Annotated in this window: 16 protein-coding genes; 14 read left to right on the forward strand and 2 right to left on the reverse strand. The window is 39.7% G+C overall.

Annotated elements, in window-relative coordinates; all coding sequences use genetic code 11:
• The 3 genes from ICL16_RS40805 to ICL16_RS40815 form a co-directional block, all read left to right on the forward strand.
• Window positions 1-487, forward strand: a 487-nt coding sequence (locus ICL16_RS40805; protein WP_190837648.1) for a tyrosine-type recombinase/integrase, incomplete at its 5' end; no start/stop codon positions are given.
• Between the two features lie 43 nt (window positions 488-530).
• Entirely contained in the window at window positions 531-1,979 is a 1,449-nt protein-coding gene (locus tag ICL16_RS40810; RefSeq protein ID WP_190837650.1) for a tyrosine-type recombinase/integrase, read from the forward strand.
• A complete protein-coding gene (locus ICL16_RS40815) occupies window positions 1,972-2,871 on the forward strand; it encodes a DUF6262 family protein (RefSeq protein WP_190837652.1) in 900 nt (299 codons plus the stop codon). The genes ICL16_RS40810 and ICL16_RS40815 overlap by 8 nt, the downstream gene beginning before the upstream one ends.
• A gap of 41 nt (window positions 2,872-2,912) precedes the next feature.
• Here the strand turns inward: ICL16_RS40815 and ICL16_RS40820 are convergent, their stop codons facing one another.
• Window positions 2,913-3,116: a hypothetical protein gene (locus ICL16_RS40820; protein ID WP_190837654.1), complete on the reverse strand. Its 204-nt coding sequence runs from the start codon at window positions 3,114-3,116 to the stop codon at window positions 2,913-2,915.
• A gap of 245 nt (window positions 3,117-3,361) precedes the next feature.
• Here ICL16_RS40820 and ICL16_RS40825 point away from each other — a divergent pair, with 245 nt between their 5' ends.
• From ICL16_RS40825 to ICL16_RS40835, 3 genes are all read left to right on the forward strand, one after another.
• Window positions 3,362-3,724: a hypothetical protein gene (locus tag ICL16_RS40825; protein ID WP_190837656.1), complete on the forward strand. Its 363-nt coding sequence runs from the start codon at window positions 3,362-3,364 to the stop codon at window positions 3,722-3,724.
• 79 nt (window positions 3,725-3,803) lie between these two features.
• On the forward strand, window positions 3,804-4,058 hold the full coding sequence (locus ICL16_RS40830) for a hypothetical protein (RefSeq protein WP_190837657.1): 255 nt from the start codon (window positions 3,804-3,806) through the stop codon (window positions 4,056-4,058).
• A gap of 279 nt (window positions 4,059-4,337) precedes the next feature.
• Window positions 4,338-4,643, forward strand: coding sequence for a hypothetical protein (locus tag ICL16_RS40835; protein ID WP_190837659.1), 306 nt, complete (start codon window positions 4,338-4,340; stop codon window positions 4,641-4,643).
• A gap of 182 nt (window positions 4,644-4,825) precedes the next feature.
• On the opposite strand, the gene ICL16_RS40840 is transcribed toward ICL16_RS40835, so the two are convergent.
• Complete coding sequence (locus tag ICL16_RS40840; RefSeq protein ID WP_190837661.1) at window positions 4,826-5,401, reverse strand: hypothetical protein; 576 nt, start codon at window positions 5,399-5,401, stop codon at window positions 4,826-4,828.
• 265 nt (window positions 5,402-5,666) lie between these two features.
• On the opposite strand from ICL16_RS40840, the gene ICL16_RS40845 reads away from it, so the two are divergent.
• The 8 genes from ICL16_RS40845 to ICL16_RS40880 all read left to right on the forward strand — a co-directional run bounded on the left by ICL16_RS40845 (window position 5,667) and on the right by ICL16_RS40880 (window position 15,122).
• Window positions 5,667-7,304, forward strand: coding sequence for an ATP-binding protein (locus ICL16_RS40845; RefSeq protein WP_190837663.1), 1,638 nt, complete (start codon window positions 5,667-5,669; stop codon window positions 7,302-7,304).
• Window positions 7,305-7,470: 166 nt separating this feature from the next.
• On the forward strand, window positions 7,471-7,998 hold the full coding sequence (locus ICL16_RS40850) for a DUF192 domain-containing protein (protein WP_190837665.1): 528 nt from the start codon (window positions 7,471-7,473) through the stop codon (window positions 7,996-7,998).
• A gap of 326 nt (window positions 7,999-8,324) precedes the next feature.
• The gene (locus tag ICL16_RS40855) at window positions 8,325-8,948 is read left to right on the forward strand and encodes a hypothetical protein (RefSeq protein WP_190837667.1); all 624 of its coding nucleotides are present in this window, start codon (window positions 8,325-8,327) and stop codon (window positions 8,946-8,948) included.
• Window positions 8,949-9,019: 71 nt separating this feature from the next.
• Complete coding sequence (locus tag ICL16_RS40860) at window positions 9,020-9,385, forward strand: hypothetical protein (RefSeq protein ID WP_190837670.1); 366 nt, start codon at window positions 9,020-9,022, stop codon at window positions 9,383-9,385.
• Between the two features lie 6 nt (window positions 9,386-9,391).
• Window positions 9,392-12,253 (forward strand): hypothetical protein, encoded by a 2,862-nt coding sequence (locus tag ICL16_RS40865; protein WP_190837672.1) that lies wholly within the window; start codon window positions 9,392-9,394, stop codon window positions 12,251-12,253.
• A gap of 72 nt (window positions 12,254-12,325) precedes the next feature.
• Window positions 12,326-13,078, forward strand: a complete 753-nt coding sequence (locus ICL16_RS40870) for a hypothetical protein (protein WP_190837674.1) — start codon at window positions 12,326-12,328, stop codon at window positions 13,076-13,078.
• 70 nt (window positions 13,079-13,148) lie between these two features.
• The gene (locus tag ICL16_RS40875) at window positions 13,149-14,330 is read left to right on the forward strand and encodes a hypothetical protein (protein ID WP_238361172.1); all 1,182 of its coding nucleotides are present in this window, start codon (window positions 13,149-13,151) and stop codon (window positions 14,328-14,330) included.
• Between the two features lie 9 nt (window positions 14,331-14,339).
• The gene (locus tag ICL16_RS40880) at window positions 14,340-15,122 is read left to right on the forward strand and encodes a hypothetical protein (protein WP_190837676.1); all 783 of its coding nucleotides are present in this window, start codon (window positions 14,340-14,342) and stop codon (window positions 15,120-15,122) included.
• The last annotated feature ends 14 nt before the right edge of the window (window positions 15,123-15,136 follow it).

The raw sequence follows: 15,136 nt of genomic DNA on the forward strand, positions 1-15,136 counted from the left end.
GCTAAGACATGAAGATATGGTGACGGGTAAAACAAATGAAATTCATGTTGTACCAAGATTAGATAACGTTAACTCTGTGAGAGCTAAGGGCTTTGTAGAGCGAACAGTTCATGTAAGTAAAGAACTAATGCAATGGTACTCAGCTTATTTGATTGATGAGTACCCAGAAGATATTGATTGTGACTTTGTTTTTGTAGTTATCCTCGCTCCAGGTAAAGGCGAAATTGGTACACCTTTGACATACAAAAGCGTTGATGGTTTATTTAGGAGATTATCAAAGAAAACAAACATTCAAGTAAATCCACATTTGTTAAGACATACTCACGGAACTGAATTAATTAGAGCAGGTTGGGATATGTCATACGTTCAAAAACGATTAGGTCACTCTAATATTCAGACAACGATTAATACTTATATTCATCTAACGGATGATGACATGAATACTGAATATCAAAAATATCTAGAACGTCTAAAGAATCACAAATAATTCATCAAGCAAGAAATTACCAAAATTTAGGAGATAGAAGAAAATGAAATCCCATCTAAAATTAGCCCAACAGCTAACACCAACAGAGATTTTAATGGCTAAGGATATTTGGCACGCTTCAGAATTAGGACTTAAATCACTTGTTTATAGAAAACAATACACTTTAAACTTCTCCAAAATTCAACAAGAATGGTATAAAAAAGTAGCTAAAAAGTTTGTATTATTTAGTGCAAGTAGTAAAAGATTCTCAACAATACGAGTGTATATTTTGGTATTAAATAATTTTTCTGATTTTCTTACAAAATATTACTCTACTACTGATTTAAGCACGCTTGACCGTTCAGTTATTGTTGATTACTTACTTTTTTTGAATGAGAAAAAATTTGGTTCTGGTTTTAAACATCGTGTACTATCCTTATTAAAGACATTTTTTGATATAGGTGTAATTAATGAGTGGTTTTCTGTTCCACCTCATTTAATCCGTCCAGAAGACTTTCCTAAACTATCTAAATCTCTTCCACGTTATATCCCAGAATCCGTAATGATACAACTTAATCAACATTTGGATGCATTACCTGAGCCTGTAATGCGGATGGTGTTAGTCATTCAAGAGTGTGGTTTACGGGTTGGTGAGCTTTTGCAATTACCAGTTGACTGTTTAAAACAAGATACCAAAGGAAATTGGTATCTTCAGTTTATGCAGCAGAAGATGAGTAAAGAACATATTATTCCTATCTCTTCTGAGTTAGCAGCAGTAATTATTGAACAACAAAAATACATTCAAGGACACTTAGGTAAAAACTTTGAGTATTTATTTTGTTCAAGATCACAAAGCTCTACTAAAAAATCATTTTATGACTTTCGTCCTAAACCATCTGTAATGGGTTATAGGTCTTTTATGAAATTTCTAAAAATCTTAGCTGAAGACTTTGACATTAAAGATAATTCCGGTAAGCGTTGGAATTTTGAAACTCACCAATTTAGACATACTGTCGGTACTCGCATGATTAACAACGGAGTACCACAACATATTATTCAAAGGTATTTAGGACACGAAACACCAGCTATGACTGCCGTGTATGCTCACATTTATGATGAAACACTTAGAAAAGAAATTGAAAAGTTTCACTCTTCAAGGGTAGTTAATATTTTTGGTGAAGTCGTTGAATTAGAAGAAACTGTACTTTCTAGTAACGATGACCTGGAATGGTTTAAAAAGAATGTACAAGCCAGAGCATTAGAGCATGGATACTGCGCTAGACCCAGAATGTTAGGTGATTGTGATATTCCTGGTTTTGATGGTTGTTACAACTGTCCACACTGGAGAACTAATAAAAACTTCCTACCCATTTTGAAGTCCACTTTAGAACGTACTAACAATGTTATAAAGAAAGCTCAAAATTGTGGTTGGGAATTACAGGTTAATAAAAACACTCCTATTAAAGAGAATTTAGAACTCGTCATCAAAACCTTGGAGGTAGACAATGACTAACAGGAAGATTGAAGCATTACTTGAAGCAGCAGCACAGAAAGCAAAGTCAGCAGCAGAACGTGTAGATAAAACCCTTGAGAAGATGATTAAACAAGGGCAAGTAATTAGTTTTAAATCTGTAGCGCAAGCTGCTAATGTATCGACTGCTTACTTGTACAAACAGTCAGATTTGAGAAATAGGATTGAAACGCTACGCTCGCAGCAGAAGCAAAGACCTAAAATCAAACAACCACCACCAGCATCCGACAATTCTAAATCAGTAATTATTTCTACATTGAGGGAAGAGAACAAGAAGTTACGAGTAGAAATAGACGGGTTACGTCGGATCAATGAGAGTTTAACTGGTAGGCTCTATCATTTACAAGGTGCTGATGAATTAGTACAACGACTCAAGGCTGAGAATGCTGACTTAAAACAGCAACTAGAAGAATGCCGCCGTAATGCTCCACCTCCACCACCAAAAGATAATCCAAAAGTAACATCAATTGATTTGAAGCGTTCTAAAAATACTGATGACAGTGACAATATTAAATCTGAATTAGATGCACTAAAAATCAAAATGAACTCCACTTTGTCCTCGTTGATAAGGCAGGTTCCAGAAGAAGTAGTACTAAAAGCAATTGATACACTCAAAGAAGCTTTAACTAAAACCAAAGTTCATAACAGGGCAGGGTTTTTAGCAGAAGCTATCAGAAATACTTGGATACCCAATGAAGGGTATGAGGAGAAAGTAGAGCTTGATAGTTTTAATGAATGGTTCCCAATTGCTCAATCTAAAAGATTAGTTTTAGCATCCACAAAAATTGAAGGAGTGCTGCACGTTTGCACTTCTGAAGGTGAATGGATTCCTTTTGAGGAGATGATTGCTAAATACCCCTTAAAAGGATTGTAATTAGGAAATATCTTCTCACCAACATTATATGGTCTTGACTATCACCAGAGTACTGCCTTAACTTTACGAAGAATATGCTCTGGATTTGGTTCAAGCATGGATTTTCCATTTTCACGAGTAAAAGCGGGACGAGATTGATCCAATCCCATAGTATTCCAGTCGAATGGAATTGATCCATGTTTTACTGCTTCTTCCACTTCGTCGATTACAATTTGAGCGCCCAGCTTGACTAACTTATTTATCATCTTAAATATTTGAATTTGTTGTTTATATATTTAGATTTGCATTTACTTTCCATAAACACAATATTTTCTATCCGTCTTTATAGAAAAAATATCTAAAAATAAAATTTGTTATAACTACAGAAGATAAAAACCGCCCTAGACAGTGGTATGTCGGTTGATTGGTGCGCCAAAAACATCCCAGGTCTGCCAGAAAATTACTACTCGGCTAGGGCAATCGTTGAAGAATTGAAAAAGGAGTTCGGGGAATGAGCAACGTTGTAGAAAATGAAAACAACGTAAATAGCTTGCTGTGTATATGTTGTTGTTGTTTTAATAGATATAAAAACACAACTGGCACTTCTCGCAATCCAATCGGCAGTATTTGCCCTCTAGATACAGTAATTCAAGTAGGATTTGGAGCAGCTAAAATCATCAAAAACGGGAAAACTTATTACGACGGTGAGACTGAAGTTTGTGAACCAAAAACACTTGCCGAGTTTGAGAAAATTGCCCAGAAAGAACCAGGAAATTGGAAACTGGTAATGGAAGCGCCCTTATGGGATGCAACTTGGGAAAGGCACTCTGACAACAAGTGGGTTTGTATTAAATCAGGACGAGGATTCTCATGATGGGAAATAATAGAGCAGTCACATTAGATGGAACTAAAGCTTTGATTCGATCCTCCAGACATAGTTGTTAGGTAAAGTTATGCTGACTTGTAGTTCCTGTAAATTCTTCTTTAATGATTCTGCTTTCTTCTGTGCTGTTAATCCTAGTTACTGTACGCCTTGTAGTACACCATGTAAAGACTTTGAGTCGCTCCGTACTACAGATAGTTATGAATCACAATACCACTACGAAGAAGGAAACGATGTTTCTACCACTTGTCCCAACGATGAACCATTGTTAGAAGAACAAGATTTTGACAGAGTAGGGGAGTATATGCTTTTCTTCTTAGGCTAACTAATGTTTCCACGCATCTACCTCGCCTCCGGGGTAGCTTTCTTTATTGATGAAAGTAACAAAGCTGATTTTTGCGCATAGTTAACAGGTATGAGCAAACAGAAAACTGCAAAAGCCTACCACCCGTTCACACTCAAGCAAAAAGCAACCATTCGTCAAATACTCAACTATTTTAACGGTTTGTTTGTATCAGATTATATGCACGATACTTTATTTTTTTTTCAATGACAAAGGAAAACTTATCGAATATATTATAAAGTAATATCAATAACATAAAATATGGAAACCTTTACCAGAGAAGAATTAAGTATAATTGGTCTAAGTTTGAAAAATAATGAAACTTTTCCTTCATTGAACTCTCTAATTAGGGAAATAGTCTGTGGCGTAGGGTTCAACACTATTGAACTACAAAATATAGATACAGACACCTTAGCAGATAGCCTAGAAACAAAGCTAAATCAACTTAAAGAAGAAAATCCGGCAATGTTCCAAAGATTTTACTTGGCAATGCAAAAGTTATGGGAAAGCAAGGAAAATATTACCAATTATGAATTGAAACTAAAAGAAGTAGGATTGTTATCTTGAAACTCCGCTACCAAAAAGATACCGCACTACAGGCGATCGCTCTTGCACGCAGCCGAAGAGCCTTTCCTTACGGAAGGCTACCTTTGGCTTACGAGCGATTGCACAGAAGCTTATAGCTTTCTTCCGCTCCAGCAAAATGTTGAATCATGTTTCAAATGCAAAGATAAAAAATAAAAACTCTACTACTTCCTCGCTGCTAAGTAACCTTGGCGGTAGTTACTTTTCTTTAGATTCAAAGCTTGACGGTACGACCACTGTTTGATAGTATCTAACTTCGGGATATCTTTGAATTTTGAGGAATAAGTTTTATTCCCGGTTAATTGAGCTATCACGTTGGCGATGAAACGACAGCATCGCTCCGGCTGACTGGAAACCTGTTCTTCCGCAAACCGAACAACAACCCAATTAGCTTCTAAGAAGCACTTGTTGCGGTAATCGTCGTCCCCAATAAAATGGGTGGGTTTACCAGTTGCAAACGAGATAGGTTCATCAACTTCAATGTCCAGATGCAATCCCAAAGATGGCTCAACTACCAGGAAATCAGCCGTATATGCAAGTTCGTGTCCTGATGGTAGCATCAGCTGCTGCGGGAAAACTATCTGTCCAAAGTAATGAGCTAGGACATTACCAAACAACCCCTCACTCGCGCCGATAGGAGCATTACCAGTACCGGATGGGTACACTAAAGGTGCAAACTCAGAACGAGTAGTTACTAGTTCAGGAATTATCAAGATAGGAAATATAGGAGTTATTGCCATTTGCTACTTCCAAAATAAAAAACTTTACATCTAAAGGAAAAAACTTTATTAAAGCTTGATACACTTTACTTCTTAGTCACATCATCTTGCCATCTCAACATTATTCAAGACAACCAACTAGACTTAGATTTTTGTTACTAACTACTGCTTATCTCCCTCAACATTTTTCTGATTTTTATGAAGTTAAAAATCAGAATCGAGTTCGATGCATTTTCAGCGTCATTTATATAAGATGCACGGATAGTCACGTTATGCAAACCTGTTAATGCAATCAAGCTTCAATTACCTTGAAGAACTCCTTGGAGACAACTACCCACTAATCGCCTGTGAATCCCCTCTCCAAGAACGCTACCGCCTCCTCACCCGGATCGCTGCTTACTGCCAGCAAGCATGTAAAAAAGCTTACATATGGAATCTAAATGAGGACAGTATTAAGGAATTAACCGTCAACACGAAAGAAAATCTCGTTCTGCGGGAGTTCGACGACTACAAACCTACCGTCAAACAAAATAAAGAAGACTATTTTAAAGTACTCAATTTCTGGAAGGATTATTCTGGTAAAGGGATATTAATCGTTGAGAATATCTACCCTTGGATAAAAGAAAATAATCATCAAGAAACCGATTTTTTTATTGTATCGGAGTGGATTAAGTCGTCGCTAATTAACCTCAAGCTTTATAACGAAGATAGCGGTAAAACTACTATAATGCTGGGACCAAACGCCGAAATAGCAAGCGAAATAGCAGCAGAAATCCCATTGTGGATACAGGAATTACCTAATGTAGGAGAAATTACTCAAGCTTTAAAAGACAGCAAGATACTAAACCTAAATTGTACAGAGCAAGAGTGGTTACAGGTTGCCAAATCTGGAATGGGACTCTATATATCAGATATTATTTCCTGCCTTAAAAAAATCAAAAAAAGCTGTTCGGTTTCAAATTCAGAAGAAGTAGGCAAATTACTCCTCCAGCAAAAAGTTCAACTACTTAATCGCCTGTACAACATTGAATTCTTACCACCGCCAAAAGTCCAGTTAGGAGGCTTAGAACTCATGCAGGAATCATTCAAGAAGTTCAAGCGCCTCCTCTCCCCGCGTGCCAAACAATACAATTTACACGTACCCAAGGGTATCATGCTTGTAGGACCACCAGGGACGGGAAAATCACACTCGGCTAAAGCCTGTTCCCAAAATATGGGCATTCCCCTGATCGTGGTTGACTGGGGTAACTTTCGCAGCTTCGGAAACTCTGCTGAAGCAAAACTTAAACGCCTCTTACACCTAGTTGATAGATTAAATCAAATTATACTTTATTTTGACGACTTTGATAAGGGTTTTGCCGGAGACGATGACTTAGCAAGACGCCTTGCAGGTCAGCTTTTAACTTGGATGCAGGAGCGCACGAGCGATGCGATCGTCATTGCCAGCGTCAACCGCATGGAATGGTTGCCCCCAGAACTTACCCGCGCCGGACGTTTCGACTACCTATACAAAGTTGATTTACCAAACAACGGCGAACGCCATACCATCTTTAAGCTTCATGCTGCTCGGTTCGACGAGCGCTTCCACAACGACGGCGACCCCTGGAACGAAGAACAATGGCAGCGTATCCTCAAAGCTACCAACCGCTGCGTAGGAGCGGAGATCCAAACAATTGTTGAGCGTGCCGCCGCCAGCATTTTTTGCGATACAGTAGCCGAAGACACCTATGCCAATAAAGATATCCCTCCCTTAGAACTTACTATTGAAGCAATACTGGAAGAACGTCGGCAGATTAACCCACTTGCCATTAGAGAAGCTGATAGAGTCGAATCTATGCGTAACAAAGCAGACCAGCAAGCCTTACCATCTAGCCCCCTTGATGAAAGCAAGTTTGCTGTTGGAAACATTGATATTTTCAGTTAGTGTTCACCACCATAAGAGTTCTACTGGCTTGTAAAGTTCTTTACTAACTTTAGGTAATAGCACTGCCTCGCGTTTACCAAACGCTATCCATTAGAACAACTCTAAAACACCTTAATTCCTCAACTTATTTACCTATAATTGTAACAATTTTTAAAATTTTAATTCAATGCAAACTACAAATCATCAGACTGGCAAACAAGCAGTCTTTAAAGACAATATTCCAATCCTTCTCAAAACACTCAATTTTGTTGGTCCTGTAGCTGGCATAGCCCTTGCAGCTTTACCTTTAGCGCTACACTTTTGGTCTTGCCAACCACAAAAACTCCCCATTAGCGCAATCTTCAAAGCCAAAAACCAAACAATCCAATTAGAAGTAGCTCGTCGTGAGAAGGAACTTGCATATGGACTAAAATTCCGCTCCCATATACCGCAAAATCACGGAATGTTGTTTGTTATTAATAAACCAGAAGAAGTAAAATTATGGATGAAAGATACCTACGTACCTTTGGATATGATATTTCTAAAAGATGGAGTAGTTAGAAACATTGTCACCAACGCTCCTCCCTGTCATCAAGAATGCCAAAAGTATAGTTCAATACATCCTGTTAACCAGGTTATTGAGTTACCAGCAGGTAGTATCAAAACGCTCGATCTACAAGTAGGTAAAAAAATTGACTTGATTTTTTTGAAGTGAATCAAGACCAGTACTACTTAGTGCAAGGTAAAAATTACTGCATTTTACTCACCTTCAAATACAAAAGCGTAAACATAACCCCCGGTAGGAATTCTACCGGGGGTAAACATTTAAAAAAAGTGTATTGCTTTAGTTTTTATTGATTCTATATCAACATTTTTCTGATAAATATTGAGATTTTTTATAACCTAAAAATTACTAAAAATCAGAAATTGATTAGATGTATATACGAGCATCAAACACATAGAATAAACACACAAGCTTCAAAGCTTTAGAAAATAATTATTTCAGCAGAAGAAGCACTCTTTTTTTAGAATCACTCACCTATGAAAATGCACTACGAACCAGATTTTGAACGCGAGCGCGTACCTAGCTATGAAGAAGAATATGGTTATTCTGTTCCCGTTCGCCGCAAGAGAACTTGGAAAGAAAGTAGTACAATTGCCGGATTAATGGTAGTTGGCACTGGCTTGATGATTGTCGATATTTCCATCAACAACATGTTAATGGCATCACTGGCTTTTGGAACTGCAATCATTGCACTGCTACCGAAAGAAGCAAACAGCCTGCTTACCAATTTCGAGCGTATGCAGCGCAAATACGGCGTGAATATCTACACCGTTTTATTTTGCTTGGTGGGTACAATCTTCATGTTAGATTTTGCAACTGCTCCCGCCAATGCCCAGTTTATGAATAACGCAGAAACGTTTTTCAAAAACGCCTCCTACTTTCCGAACATTAACACCCAAGTTATCGGTTTTATCTTTGCTGTATTACGAGGTTTGTTCCTCATTTACTTGGGAATCGGTTTAGTAAGGGTTGTGCAAGCAGCAAGAAACGATGAAGATTGGCAAACCATAGCTAGAACACCAATTATTGTGGCTATAACTGTTGTAGTTGGTGACATTCTTGCAGGATTAGTAGTTGGTACTGGCGGTGCTGGCGGTTAAGCAAAACAACGAAACGTCTATTTGAAATTGATAGGAGCGATCGCTTGATCGCTCCTATAAAAAAAACAAAAATGGACAAGCCACGATACGAATTCCGTACTGTCAACCGCATCCTTGGAGAACAGCCGCGCCTCGGACCGTTTCCTGCCGATCAAATCGTCCCTTGGTCCGCCATTGCCTTAATCATGTACATGGTAGTCAAGGGCTTTATGCAACAATCTTGGTTTGCAACAGGAATAGCGATCGCCTGGGGATGGGCAACCTGGTGGACTGTAAGTTCCAATAAAGCCTTCTTCGGTAAATTTGTTGGTACTCCTAGACTATCTCGCGGTTATAAACCCTTTGTGTCTCTAGTTAACCCGCCACGGTTTGAACCTAAGAAAAAGCGTAAACCCAAAAAACGCACCCTAATCAATTCCAGTAATTATCGCAGATAGACTGCTATGACTTCGACTCAGCCCAAAAACAAAGTTGGCAAAAAGTCTTTAGATACAGAACAATTAGGAGTAGTCAAAAACCTTACACCCTTTGAAGATATCACCCACATAGCAGGAATAGCAAGCATTTCGCTGGGTGGACGCAAGGATATTGGCGCACTCATCCTACAAAAAAAAGAAGATATCCAAATCAAGTTTTGCTTTGATGTTCAGGGAATTCACCCATCTCTACCCGAAGAGCAAATTATCCCCATTTTTGAAAATATTGAAGGCGGATTGAAGGAGTTACCCGAACGCGAAACCTTGACAATTCACCTTGGCTCGTTTACTGATGACTTCCTCCGCCAGCAAGAACTCAAGAAAATAGAAGATAAATGTGACCTAGAGCAACTAACCCTGCTAGTGCGAGCGGAACGCCTGCGAGCAAAAGAACTCACCAAAGCAGGAACCCGTAAAAATAAGTTCTTACGCTTCTGGTGTACCTATAGCGTTCTTGCCTCTGAGGACAGTCGCTCAAATGACGCGATTGAAAAAACTATCAAACAGTTGCAAAACGCATGGTTCCAGTTTACAGGTCAAATTCACGATGTCCGGCAAAAACGAATCGAAACAATCCTACGAGATAGTTTTACCTCTGGGTTCCAAAGGTGGGAGCAACTTTTTACCAACTCAATGGGACTTTCAGTACAACCAGTCACAAGTGAGGAAATATGGTCAATTCTTTGGAATCAGTTTAACCGTAGCGACGCGCCCAAAGTTCCTAACCCTCTAGTATTAGATGAAGAGGGGCTTCGAGAAATTCAAACTAGCGATTTCCACATTCGTCATTTGATGCTCTTGAACGAAAAATCTATTCCCTTTCTTCATCGCAATTGGGTAAAGCTACAAGACAAGTATATCGGCGTACTCCAATTTAGCGAGAAGCCTCAAGGCTGGGTAGATGAATATGCCCAGCTACGCTATCTCTGGGAAGTAATATCCAAAGAGAAAATTTCCGACACCGAAATCATCTGCCAACTTACAAAAGCTAACCAGGCACTTGCCAAAACTGCCCTCCAGCGCATCACCAAACAGTCAATTACATCAAGCGCCATGTCCAGTGATAAAGGCAGCATTGATGTAAAGGCTAACATGAACATCTCGGAAGCAGTGCGTGCTCAAGAAACCATCCTCAGAGGTAACATCCCCATCCACACCGCCGTCGTTTTTTGCATACACCGAGATAGCCGATCCTCACTTGACGAAGCTTGCAAATATCTTTCTAGCTGCTTCTTACGCCCCGCCGTTGTTGATAGAGAACTCGAATACGCCTGGAAAACTTGGTTGCAAACTACTCCTATTTTCTGGGAAAACTTGCTTACTAAACCCTTCAATCGCAGGCTTCCCTATTTCTCATCTGAAGTACCAGGACTTGCGCCCCTAGTACGAACAGCAACAGGAGATAAACACGGGTTTGAACTCATTGCAAAAGAAGGTGGTACCCCCGTACATATCGACCTCTACAACCAACATAAAAACCTAGCCGTATTTGGTACAACTAGGGCTGGTAAATCTGTACTGGTAGCTGGTTTATTAACACCAGCTCTTGCTCAGGGTATTCCCGTGATTGCGCTCGATTATCCCAAACCTGATGGTAGTTCCACATTTACCGACTATACCAAATTTATGGGATCTGAAGGGGCGTATTTTGATATTTCAAAAGAGTCGAATAACCTATTTGAGTTACCTGATTTAAGGGGGTATGAACCAGAAGTTATTAAGGAAAGAATGACAGATTTTAAGGAATTCTTAAAATCTACTCTTATGACGATGGTACTAGGCACTAATCCAATTGGTGTTAGTCCCATAATGATCTCAAATATCGAAAGTATTATCACTATAACCATAGAGACTTTCTTTAACGACTCGGACATCAAACTCAGATACAAACTTGCCCTAGAAAATGGTGTAGGTACAAGCGAGTGGAACGATATCCCAACACTCAAAGATTTTTACAACTACTGTTCACCTGGATTTATCAAGCTTGATTCAATTGCAAATAATAGTAAAGAGATTCTTGACGCATTAGACCAAATACGTTTACGATTAAAGTTCTGGTTAAACTCACGAGTAGGGCAATCAATCGCCCGTCCTTCTAGTTTTAGAACTGATGCTCGACTACTCGTATTTGCTCTACGTTCACTTGGTAGCGAAGCCGATGCAGCAGTTCTCGCACTAAGCGCCTATGCAGCAGCTTTACGTAGAGCATTGTCATCTAAAGTAAGTATCTTCTTCCTGGATGAAGCACCGATTCTCTTTTCTTTCGAGAGTATAGCCGAGCTAATTGGAAGACTTTGCGCTAACGGTGCTAAAGCTGGTATTCGTGTGATTTTATCTGCTCAAGAACCTGAAAGTATTTTCCAAAGTAAGTCTGCTCCCAAAATATTTGCTAACCTCACCACTCGACTTATTGGTCGAATTCAAACATCAGCAGTTGACCCATTTGTAGCTAGATTTAAGTATCCCTATGAAATTATCTCACGCAACTCAACCGAAGCATTTTTCCCCAAACGCGAAAGTATCTACTCTCAGTGGTTGCTTGATGACAATGGCAAGCTCACTTTCTGTAGGTATTACCCTGCTTATTGCTTACTTGCCGCAGTAGCAAACAACCCGAACGAGCAAGAATTACGCACTCTGTTCCTCAATAAATATGCTGCTAATTTAATGCTGGGAATGGTGAGATTTTCAGAAAGCTACGTACAGATGATTCGAGGGGATGAACTAAGCGAAGAAGCTAAAGAACTACTGGATAAAAATAACAATAAGCAATTAAAACTAGTACCTAGTAAAGAAGGAATATTAACAAAAAGTAAAGTATCAACATGACAACTATCAATAATTCATAAATAAGTGGCTTATTTTCAATTGCCACATTGGTTAATTTATCCAGATAAAAGTATGAAATCATTGTTCAAATTTAAACCAAAAAAGGGAGTAATAATCGGGTCAACAATTGTCCTGGTTTCCCTACTGGGTGCAACCCCTAGTTATGCCATTTCGCTTAATATCAACAGCTTCTTTAACTCTGTATTAAACAAGTTCAACAGTTACTTTGAAGAAACCAAAAGCGAACTTACCGCAGCAATAAATGAAAAGTGGGGAGGACTAAAAAACGAAGCTAAAACTGCTACTAACACCTCGACCGGAACTATGGGTTTACCAGACCCCGTTAGCGGTGCAGACCTACTAAAAGACCAACTTAAAGACAAGGGTAGTTGGAACGAAAGCAATACTGTTGAGGGTGCGGTAGCTGCAGGTAACAAACTGGAACGCGAAACCACTCGGGCTACAGTTGAAAGCATCTTGGGAGAAGCAGGTCAGGAACGTACCAAAAATGAAATTGAAGCAACCCAACAAACAGTAGCTGATGCACAAGACTTAGCTAAAGGCGCTCAAGACATGGATGCTTCGCAAAACATCCTTAAGGTAATTGCCGCCCAAAACGCCCAAATTGTCTCGATGCTTGGGCAATCGCGTACTGATGGACTGCAACAACGACACGACGCGCAGCAGACTAACTTGATGCTAAGTCAAATTGCAGAACAAGGAGCAAGCGATCGCCGCCGTCAAAACCTAATGATGGACGGTATAACTGCCCAGTATATGGAAATTGCTGGCTTTAGCTCTCTCAAAACTACCGCAGGTAAATAATTCGCTCTAATCGGTAGGTCATCTCTGTAGTTGAGATGACCAATTCTCCACGCCTGTTAACCAAAGTGCCATGTTAGAACATCTCGTAATTGCAACCGACCCCTTTTTTGGACAAGACATTTTAGAAAATGCCGCTGCCGGAGCGCAATTAACAGCTGAAGGATTTAACAATCTCTGGGATCAAACGCTCAACGGCAACTTGTATGGCTCGATGTGTAAAGTTGGTCAGTTCTTTGCGATCGCCACACTCACCCTTTTTATGGTTGAGTTAGGTAAAAACTGGATCAATCAAGAGGACATGAAAGCCCTATCCAGTTGGATATGGCCCATCATAGTTATCGGGCTACTAGCTAACAATGGCACTTTACTCAGGAGTGGAACACTTGCCATACGAGGATACATCAATACTATCAATAATGATGTTTTAGAATTTACTGCAGCAGGCGCAAACCTAGAAGTTGCATTCAATCGAGCAGTTGGCAATATTGCCCTCCAACAGCAAGTTGGAGCAGCAATGGAAAGATGCCGCTCAATTCCAGGTAGCACAAATGACTCAATAACGTGCTTGCAGAAAGCAGAAGCCGAACTCAAATCCTCTGCACCTAAACTATTTAAGGGAGAAGCACCCGGTAGCGACAGTTGGGAGTTTGACCCCCTCAAAAGTCTATCAGATGCAGCAGGATCGCTCTCAAATCTTTCCCCCGGTCAAATCGCCGAAAAAATAGGTAATTCTATCACCAGTGCGATCGGTGCAATGATAACCGGGTTTGTAGCCGCGCTGTTACTTGCCCTCAATAACGCCTACCAGTGGGGAATAGAATTCACCATGCTGCTAACTGCCCTACTTGGTCCCCTGGCAGTCGGCGGTTCCCTACTCCCCTTCGGAGCTAAACCTATTTTCGCTTGGTTAACTGGCTATTTCTCAGTCGGAATGGCAAAACTCTGCTTCAACATTATTGTCGGTTTGTGCGGGCAGTTAATTGCTAATTCCCAAGAAAACCAACCGATGATATTTCTCCTTTTTGTTGGGTTGGTATCCCCCATCCTTGCATCCGCATTAGCTGCAGGTGGTGGACTCGCTGTTTGGACTGGACTAGGTAAAGCAGCTGCTGCAACAGCTATTTTCACTGCCAACACACTTAGCGCCACTGCAAGCTCATACGTAAACGCTAGACAAGCTCAAGCCGCACAAGCCACTCAAACCGCACAAACCCAACAAATAGTCGATGCCATTAAAAGTCTTAAAAAATAAATAGTTATTATGCTCAAATCAAGATCTAAATCCCAACCTGCACGACTTCTTAGTTACGGTGAGACAGTTCCTGCACTAGTTGCTATTGCAATTGTTGGATTACTATCAGCCCAAATTTTAACTTTTTTAATACTAATTATCAACTTCGGAATGATATCTAGCATTAACCGTTATGTCAAAGGAATGACTTTTGTACAACTAGAAGACGGTTCTACTAGAAGAGCTACGTCACTTGGTCCTAACGAACGCACGGACAAAACAATTAAAACATTTGTCTCTGGCAGCCTGATAAAAATCTTCAATTGGAATGGACTTATTGAAACAAAAGAAAATGGTGAAATTCTCACAAAACCTGATAAAGGTATCGAGATTCAAACTGATAAAGGCGTTAGGAAAAGAATTCCAACTCTAACTTGGTCAGCAGCATTTGCATTATCCGAACGTCAAGACTTTCGCGCTAGCTTCCTCAAAAAGCTTGCTCTAATGGTACCAGAAGGAATATTTAATGGGAACGCGCAAGTATCTCTTATACCCAGACACATGTCTGAACCAAGAAAAATTAGTGATGGTAAATGGGAAGTAGATTTCATCGCTACGTTAGTTACATTTGACCGCGATAAAAATCAAGGTGGGGGCGTTACTTTTAATAAAACGATTACTGTTGAAGCGATCGATACTCCCCAATCACCACCAAAAACAACCGAGCTAGCAGAAAAAATTTACTCTGCTAGAGAGTCTGGATTGGAAATTACCCAAATAGTCGAGCTAGACCTTGGGAAAAATAGAAAATAATTTTATCCTCTATA

The sequence above is a fragment of the Iningainema tapete BLCC-T55 genome (genome assembly GCF_014698965.1).
GTDB classification, from domain to species: Bacteria; Cyanobacteriota; Cyanobacteriia; order Cyanobacteriales; family Nostocaceae; genus Iningainema; species Iningainema tapete.

Excerpts from the sequence above, each read along its gene's own strand:
- ICL16_RS40865 (WP_190837672.1), top strand. The coding sequence starts at position 9,392 with ATGACTTCGACTCAGCCCAAAAACAAAGTTGGCAAAAAGTCTTTAGAT.
- ICL16_RS40855 (WP_190837667.1), top strand. The coding sequence starts at position 8,325 with ATGAAAATGCACTACGAACCAGATTTTGAACGCGAGCGCGTACCTAGC.
- ICL16_RS40840 (WP_190837661.1), bottom strand. The coding sequence starts at position 5,401 with ATGGCAATAACTCCTATATTTCCTATCTTGATAATTCCTGAACTAGTA.
- ICL16_RS40820 (WP_190837654.1), bottom strand. The coding sequence starts at position 3,116 with ATGATAAATAAGTTAGTCAAGCTGGGCGCTCAAATTGTAATCGACGAA.
- ICL16_RS40875 (WP_238361172.1), top strand. The coding sequence starts at position 13,149 with ATGTTAGAACATCTCGTAATTGCAACCGACCCCTTTTTTGGACAAGAC.
- ICL16_RS40850 (WP_190837665.1), top strand. The coding sequence starts at position 7,471 with ATGCAAACTACAAATCATCAGACTGGCAAACAAGCAGTCTTTAAAGAC.
- ICL16_RS40825 (WP_190837656.1), top strand. The coding sequence starts at position 3,362 with ATGAGCAACGTTGTAGAAAATGAAAACAACGTAAATAGCTTGCTGTGT.
- ICL16_RS40810 (WP_190837650.1), top strand. The coding sequence starts at position 531 with ATGAAATCCCATCTAAAATTAGCCCAACAGCTAACACCAACAGAGATT.
- ICL16_RS40845 (WP_190837663.1), top strand. The coding sequence starts at position 5,667 with ATGCAATCAAGCTTCAATTACCTTGAAGAACTCCTTGGAGACAACTAC.
- ICL16_RS40880 (WP_190837676.1), top strand. The coding sequence starts at position 14,340 with ATGCTCAAATCAAGATCTAAATCCCAACCTGCACGACTTCTTAGTTAC.
- ICL16_RS40815 (WP_190837652.1), top strand. The coding sequence starts at position 1,972 with ATGACTAACAGGAAGATTGAAGCATTACTTGAAGCAGCAGCACAGAAA.
- ICL16_RS40830 (WP_190837657.1), top strand. The coding sequence starts at position 3,804 with ATGCTGACTTGTAGTTCCTGTAAATTCTTCTTTAATGATTCTGCTTTC.
- ICL16_RS40835 (WP_190837659.1), top strand. The coding sequence starts at position 4,338 with ATGGAAACCTTTACCAGAGAAGAATTAAGTATAATTGGTCTAAGTTTG.
- ICL16_RS40870 (WP_190837674.1), top strand. The coding sequence starts at position 12,326 with ATGAAATCATTGTTCAAATTTAAACCAAAAAAGGGAGTAATAATCGGG.
- ICL16_RS40860 (WP_190837670.1), top strand. The coding sequence starts at position 9,020 with ATGGACAAGCCACGATACGAATTCCGTACTGTCAACCGCATCCTTGGA.